Below are 6673 nucleotides of genomic sequence, written 5' to 3'. Positions count from 1 at the left end.
TCAGAATCAATGGAAATTTAGAGGAGGTAGGAATAAGAATTGTTCTTCAATTTTTCTGTTTTTGTCTGCCCAAAATACGCTCATTTTTGAACCTAAAAGACCTAAAAGCTTGGATTTCTCCAAGACCTAAAAAGGCTAAAATTTTTACCTGAAAATAATTTTATATTTAATCAGCAAACCCTAATTACCTCTCCCTAAAAGGGATGAGGATTGACCAAGAACGAAAACATTTATTCTCTTGGTTGATTGGATATGGTATGGATAATGGATAATTGATAATTAGGGTTTGCTGAAAAAGTCTTTTGCTAGAGGTAGGAGTCAGGAATCAGAATCAATGGAAATTTAGAGGAGGTAGGAATAAGAATTGTTCTTCAATTTTTCTGTTTTTGTCTGCCCAAAATACGCTCATTTTTGAACCTAAAAGACCTAAAAGCTTGGATTTCTCCAAGACCTAAAAAGGCTAAAATTTTTACCTGAAAATAATTTTATATTTAATCAGCAAACCCTAATTACCTCTCCCTAAAAGGGATGAGGATTGACCAAGAACGAAAACATTTATTCTCTTGGTTGATTGGATATGGCGCCTGTCACCTATCCATCCCATTCTAACGGACTGGGACCCTTGCCAACCGCTTTTTCCCCTTTATTTGGGAGACTTTAAAGATGAATTATTTAATTATTCGGTAAGCATTCAGCGGTTAGCTATTAGCTATGAGTTATTAACTAATTATTACACCAAAGGAGCAATTAGTCTTCAAAGAGAATTATAAAGTTATAAAAAAAGAGGTCATTAACTATATGGTGAAGTAGTTACTTGATCTTTTCATGCATCTGAATGTTGAATGCTAATAGCTGAATGCTTACGTAAATCTTTGTCTTCCCTTGCTTATTTACCCTTCAAATTTGAAACTATACTAACTCCTGATAAAAATTCAATAACTCCCTAGCTAAAGCTTTATTTGTATACTGACTCATTGCTTTTTCATAACCTTTTTGCCCTAAAGTTTCAGTTAATTCTTTTTGCTCCATTAACTGCATTAAACAATTCCTCAACTCCTCAACATTTCCCTCTGGAAAAACCAAACCAGCATCACCAATTACATAAGGAATTTCCCCAGAATCAGAACCTATTACAGGAACTTTACAAGCCATTGCCTCAATTAAAACATGACCAAATTGTTCTTTCCAACCCACAGAAGTTAAAGTTTTAAACTTATAATTAGTTTCCGATGGTAAAACCAAAGTATTCATCAGATTAATATATTTTTGTACATGGTCGTGAGGCACACTTTCTACTAAAATTAGTCTATCTTTAATTCCTAATGCTGTTGCTGTTTCCAGCAAAGTTGCTTGTAATTCACCCCTACCCAATAATAACCATTTCCAATTTTTTTCCTGTAAACCTGCTAGAGATTTAGTTAAAGTTAATAATCCTTTTTCCTCAACAAAACGACCAACAAAACCCACCACAAAATCATCAGGTTGAATCCCTAAACTATCTCTTAATTCTGTTTGAGATTCTGGTTTAAATAAAGTTTCATCTACTCCTAACTGAGGCATAACTTTGATCGGACCGTTGTAACCTTTTTCTCTTAAAATATCTTTTCCATCTTGATTACCTGTAACAATTCCATCAGTATTTCTGAGATTGTAACCTTCTAGCAAGGAAATAGGAAATTTCAGTTCATAAGGTAAATTCCACCAAGTAAAAAATAAATTTTTAGCCTTCAGTCCTAAAAGCTTATTAAAAGTAATAAACTGAGCATAAGTTAAAGCCTTAGCACCCTGTTCTACTTGAATAATATCTGGCTTAAATTTTCTGAGCAAACCAATTAAATCAAGACCAAAAGTTAGTAACGCTTGATTATTTTCACTGTAATTATAAATAGGTACTACTTTAAAGGAACCCTCATCAATAAATTGAGTTTCAACTATTTGACTTTGTACCCCTTTTGGATTCCAGCGACGGGGTACAACGACCGTAACTTCAATACCAGATTCAAGTTTAGCTAAAGCGCGAAACTTTTCTCGATTAAGGTCAACAATATAAGTATGGCTAACTACTAATATTTTCATAATTATTATTGTATGATTTGTGAAAAAAAAATTGTAGGGGTTTGGTCTCCCAACCCAAGGGAAATTGGATGTAAGCATTCAGCTATTACCGAAATAATTAGATAATTAGATAATTAGATAATTCAAGTTTAAAGCCTCCCCTTTCAAGGGGAAAAAAATAAATATTTTCCTTAAGGGTCAATCCTTTCCCTAAAAGAGAGAGGTAATTATCCATTATCCATTAATGAACGGCAAGCTCTCAAATTTTTAATCAATGAAACAATCATTTCGTTTAACTTATAATACATTTTAAACCAAAGAATTAAAGCATAGTAATGACAAGCTTGACTTTCTAACTAAAGGTAATAAAGCTGTTAACGAAGCTCCTCTGAAAGAAGTTGGTTGACTGCTGAATGCTTACAATGGGATTTGGAAACCAAACCCCTACGATGATGGGATTTGGAAACCAAACCCCTACGATAAAATGTTACAACTTTATTTCTTTGCGATAGTTAATCTTGAGAAACAATTCAATTAATAATCAATAATTATTAATTGTTTTGAGTTTTGTCTAACCAAGCTACTAAATCGGATATATTTCTGAAGTTTAACATTGCCTGACTCAATTGTTCTAATTCCCCATTTGATAATTGATTAAAGCGTTCTTTTGTATTCATATCAAGTTCGCCTAATAAATGCTCTAGTAAACTTATAATTAATTCCCTTTTACCTTCTTCACGACCTTCCCTTTTACCTTCTTCACGACCTTCCCTTTTACCTTCCTCACGACCTTCCCTTTTACCTTCTTCACGACCCTCATTACGACTAAAAGCAATTGCTCCTCTTCGGTCAAGAATAAATCGCTCTTGACCTTCCAATCCTTCTAATTCTTCAGGACTTAAATTAGCCTCATTAGCAATACTAAAAGCCTTATTAATTTCAGGAACTATTCCCATTGATTCTGGTACAACTTCCAAATTTTTAGTATGTTTGAGAAAGTAAAGCCATTTATCTGTAATACTTTCTAAATCTGCCAACTTTTTTTTAAACTTAGGTAATTCCACAAAAAATATTTCTAACTCACTATCTGGGTAAAGAAAAGAATCATCCCATTCTTTAAATACAAAACGGTTAATAATTTTTTCACTCTCCTCAAACATCCTAAAATCAGTAATAGTTAGAGAAAGTACAGGATTCAAATCAGCATAAATTTCCCCTCGCTTAAGTTGATTAGCATAAACTTTAGCTGCATAGTAAAGAATTCTTTTATTAAAACCTTCTACATTTAATACCTGCATTTCAATGATGACAATAGAACCATTATCAAGAGTTGCCTTAACATCTAAAAATGATTCTTTGAAAATAGCGATCGCTCCAGGTTCATAAGTCTTACTAAATTCCAAGTCATGGATAGTATTTTCACCTTTATAAAGCATTGCATTCAGAAAACTAATCAGAATATCTTTACTCTCAGCAGAGCTAAAGATTTTTTTGAAGGCATAATCTGTTTTTGGATTAATAAATCTCATACTAATTTGACTTTATTCAATTCTTACTTTTAACTTTTAATTTCCTTCAGTATACCCTTAAACAATTTCCTTTAACTTTAAAATTTTCTCTGACTTTTGAATTTTGAATTTGTTTATACCCTTAAACAATTTCCTTTAACTTTAAAATTTTCTCTGACTTTTGAATTTTGAATTTGTTTATACCCTTAAACAATTTCCTTTAACTTTAAAATTTTCTCTGACTTTTGAATTTTGAATTTTGAATTTTGAAATTGTTTATACCCTTAAACAATTTCCTTTAACTTTTAATTTTCTCTGACTTTTGAATTTTGAATTTTGAATTTTGACTTTCTTTAGTATAAATTTGTCCGTCATCCCAAATAGATTTAATCCTTGTTTGAACAGCACTCAGAAAACCAAGAGTATAAAAACTGCCACGAGTAATTATTTTGATAGGAGAACCACCTTTATAACAAGGGGGATTCCCCAACACATGACAATCAAATAATTTGGCAAAGAAACGCAAACATTGATTAGGAGTGAGATTTTTTAATCCCATCAAAAAGTGATTGTGATAGAAAGTAACTTGATATTTAAGCGACCTTGTAGAAATATCATGGCAACCTCCACTTTCTTCACCCAAGTGAATTAAAGAAGCTTCTGGATCGAACCAAATTTGATAACCAGTTTGTCGCAACCTCAAACAAAAATCCGACTCTTCCCGTACTGCACTACCACGAAACCGCTCATCAAAACTCAGACCATATTTAGTAAAAATCTCTCGGCGATATGACATATTACACCCTCTTGCGGAAATAACTCTTTGAGGTTTAACCGTATGCACCAAATCTATATGATACCAAGCAATACCAGGGTCAGACGCTTCTGGAGGTAAATCCTCTATTTCCAATTCTCCACCAGAATCTCCTAATTTCATGCGATCGAATACTCGTCCTGCTACTGCTCCTACTTCCGGGCGATCGACATAGTTGCGAACATGGGCAGCTAAAAATCCTGTTTCTAAGCGTACATCATCATCTATAAAAAGGATGATTTCGCCACTACAATGTCTGACTGCATAATTTCTTGCTCCTGGTAAACTCGCCCAATTCAGATGGAATAATTTAATTTTTCCAACATTAGCTTTTTCTTCTAAATAAGCTTGAACTTCTGGTTTATGAGTAGCAGTTTGATCGACTACTAAAACTTCAAAATTAGGGTAATCTTGTTTGATAACATCGGCGATCGTATCTATTAGAACTTCCTCCCGATTATAGGTAGGAATGACAACGGAAATTGATGGTAAATTCATAGTCTACTATCCTTTGAGAGTGAGTTTAATTTTTAAGCATTCAGCAATCAGCTATTAGCTATCAGCTATTTGTTTTAGTTTTAGATAAAGGCTTTATTAATTAGTCAAAATTAAATCTTACTATAAAAGCCGAATTTAAAGTATGTATTCATTTATAGCAAGTCCTTAAGGTTGATATATTATTGCTTATATAGCTGAATGCTTGCTTGAATTTTATTGATATTTACTAATTTTTTCTTTCCACAAGTAGCTTCCTAAAAAAGTTTTCCAAGAATATGAATATAAATAAATAAACTGTTAGTAAGACCATTGTAATTATCATCACAATAATTACTTTTAAATATGGTTCAACATCAAGAGCTTTTGTTAGGGGACGGAACAAAACAAAATATAGAGGTTGATGTATCAGATATATTTGGTATGAATAGATGCCTAGTAATGATAGTAATCTTAATATATAGCCTATTCTTTTTTGTTGTTTGCTCAATAGTTCAAAAATCAAGTAACAAACTAGAAAAAAGAAGGGAGTAAACAGAAGATCAAATCCTTCCATATAGATAATATCTATTTTTTGCCATGCCATTGATAAATAAACAACTAATCCTGTAGCAAAAACTCCTGTGACTATAGTATAATCTATCTTTCTAAAAGTAGATTTTTTCAAGAAAATTATGCCCCAATATAATCCTAGACATAACTGAAAGAAATAACTACCTAAGAAATTATTTTGTAATAGATACCAATAAACCTGAGAGCTATTGTCTACCAATACGCAAGCTATTTTAGTTATAACTCCACCAATAATTCCTAGCCACAAAATTTTTCCTGGTTGACTATTGCAGATAATAAATATTAGAGGAATTACAAGATAAGCTTCTAAAATAACTGTAAAAAACCAAAATCCAGGATTAATTGCCTGAAATTTATAACCTGCTAAACCAATTATGCTCAATAGTAGATTAAAATTTAGCTGTATATTTTTATTTCCGAAAAAATAATATAGTAATAAACTTAAAATTACAGCTAATATATAACCTGGATAAATTCGATTAATTCTTTTAAGTAGCCAATCTTTCCAATTTATTTCCAGTTGATTAAGATTATTTTTTTGATTTTTTAACAAGAGAATATAGCTAGTAGTAAATCCCGCCATAACAAAGAAGATATCTACCGCAGCATATCCCACTTTAGCACCAGTTCTATCTAATATACTAATCAGGTTAATTTCCTTTGGATAGTTTTGAAAAAAATGAAATAAAAGAATACCTAAAATTGCTAAACCTTTAGTATAATCGACCCAATATAATCTATTTTTATTGCTAGGGTTGTTACTCGACATTTTAGTTATATAAAATAATGGATAAAAGCTAAGTTTATAAGCAAAATTAATTAGGGTTTGCTGATTAAATATCAAAGCATTTACAGATAAAGGTTTTAGCCTTTTTCTGTCGGCAAAAAGTACGCCTGTTTCAGCTCTTCATGCTCAAAAAGTTAGTATTTTCCCTGCTGAGTTGGGCAAAAAAATTCTCCCGTACTCCCCACTCCCCTGTTCCCTTTCTACTTATAAATAATTCAGAAAAATATTAAAATGACGCCAACCTGAAAATCTTCTTTCTTCCTTTTTTACAGGAGAAGATATTTCTGCTATTTCTATTAATCTACCAGGTGTTTTATTTCTATCTACTTTAATCCGAGGTAATTGATAATTATTGTTCCCCCACCCTAATTTTAATATTTGATGATTGTATAAATAGCCTGAAAGATAGTATTTAGATGTATAATTTTCCACCTTGGAATA

4 protein-coding genes and 1 pseudogene are annotated in these 6673 nt (G+C 31.7%); all 5 read right to left on the bottom strand.

Annotated elements, in window-relative coordinates:
• Positions 1-909: 909 nt before the first annotated feature.
• On the bottom strand, positions 910-2076 hold the full coding sequence (gene hpsO / locus F6K40_RS36160) for a hormogonium polysaccharide biosynthesis glycosyltransferase HpsO (protein ID WP_293143784.1): 1167 nt from the start codon (positions 2074-2076) through the stop codon (positions 910-912).
• 530 nt (positions 2077-2606) lie between these two features.
• A complete protein-coding gene (locus tag F6K40_RS36155; protein ID WP_293143782.1) occupies positions 2607-3584 on the bottom strand; it encodes an Rpn family recombination-promoting nuclease/putative transposase in 978 nt (325 codons plus the stop codon).
• Positions 3585-3861: 277 nt separating this feature from the next.
• The gene (gene hpsN / locus F6K40_RS36150; RefSeq protein ID WP_293143780.1) at positions 3862-4875 is read right to left on the bottom strand and encodes a hormogonium polysaccharide biosynthesis glycosyltransferase HpsN; all 1014 of its coding nucleotides are present in this window, start codon (positions 4873-4875) and stop codon (positions 3862-3864) included.
• A 226-nt stretch (positions 4876-5101) separates the two neighbouring features.
• Positions 5102-6214, bottom strand: a complete 1113-nt coding sequence (locus tag F6K40_RS36145) for an acyltransferase family protein (RefSeq protein ID WP_293143778.1) — start codon at positions 6212-6214, stop codon at positions 5102-5104.
• Between the two features lie 222 nt (positions 6215-6436).
• Positions 6437-6673, bottom strand: a pseudogene (locus F6K40_RS36140) (hypothetical protein); the annotation flags it as partial.

It is taken from the genome of Okeania sp. SIO3I5 (genome assembly GCF_010672085.1).
Lineage (GTDB): Bacteria > Cyanobacteriota > Cyanobacteriia > Cyanobacteriales > Microcoleaceae > Trichodesmium.
This window is presented reverse-complemented; position numbering and strand designations above follow the sequence as displayed.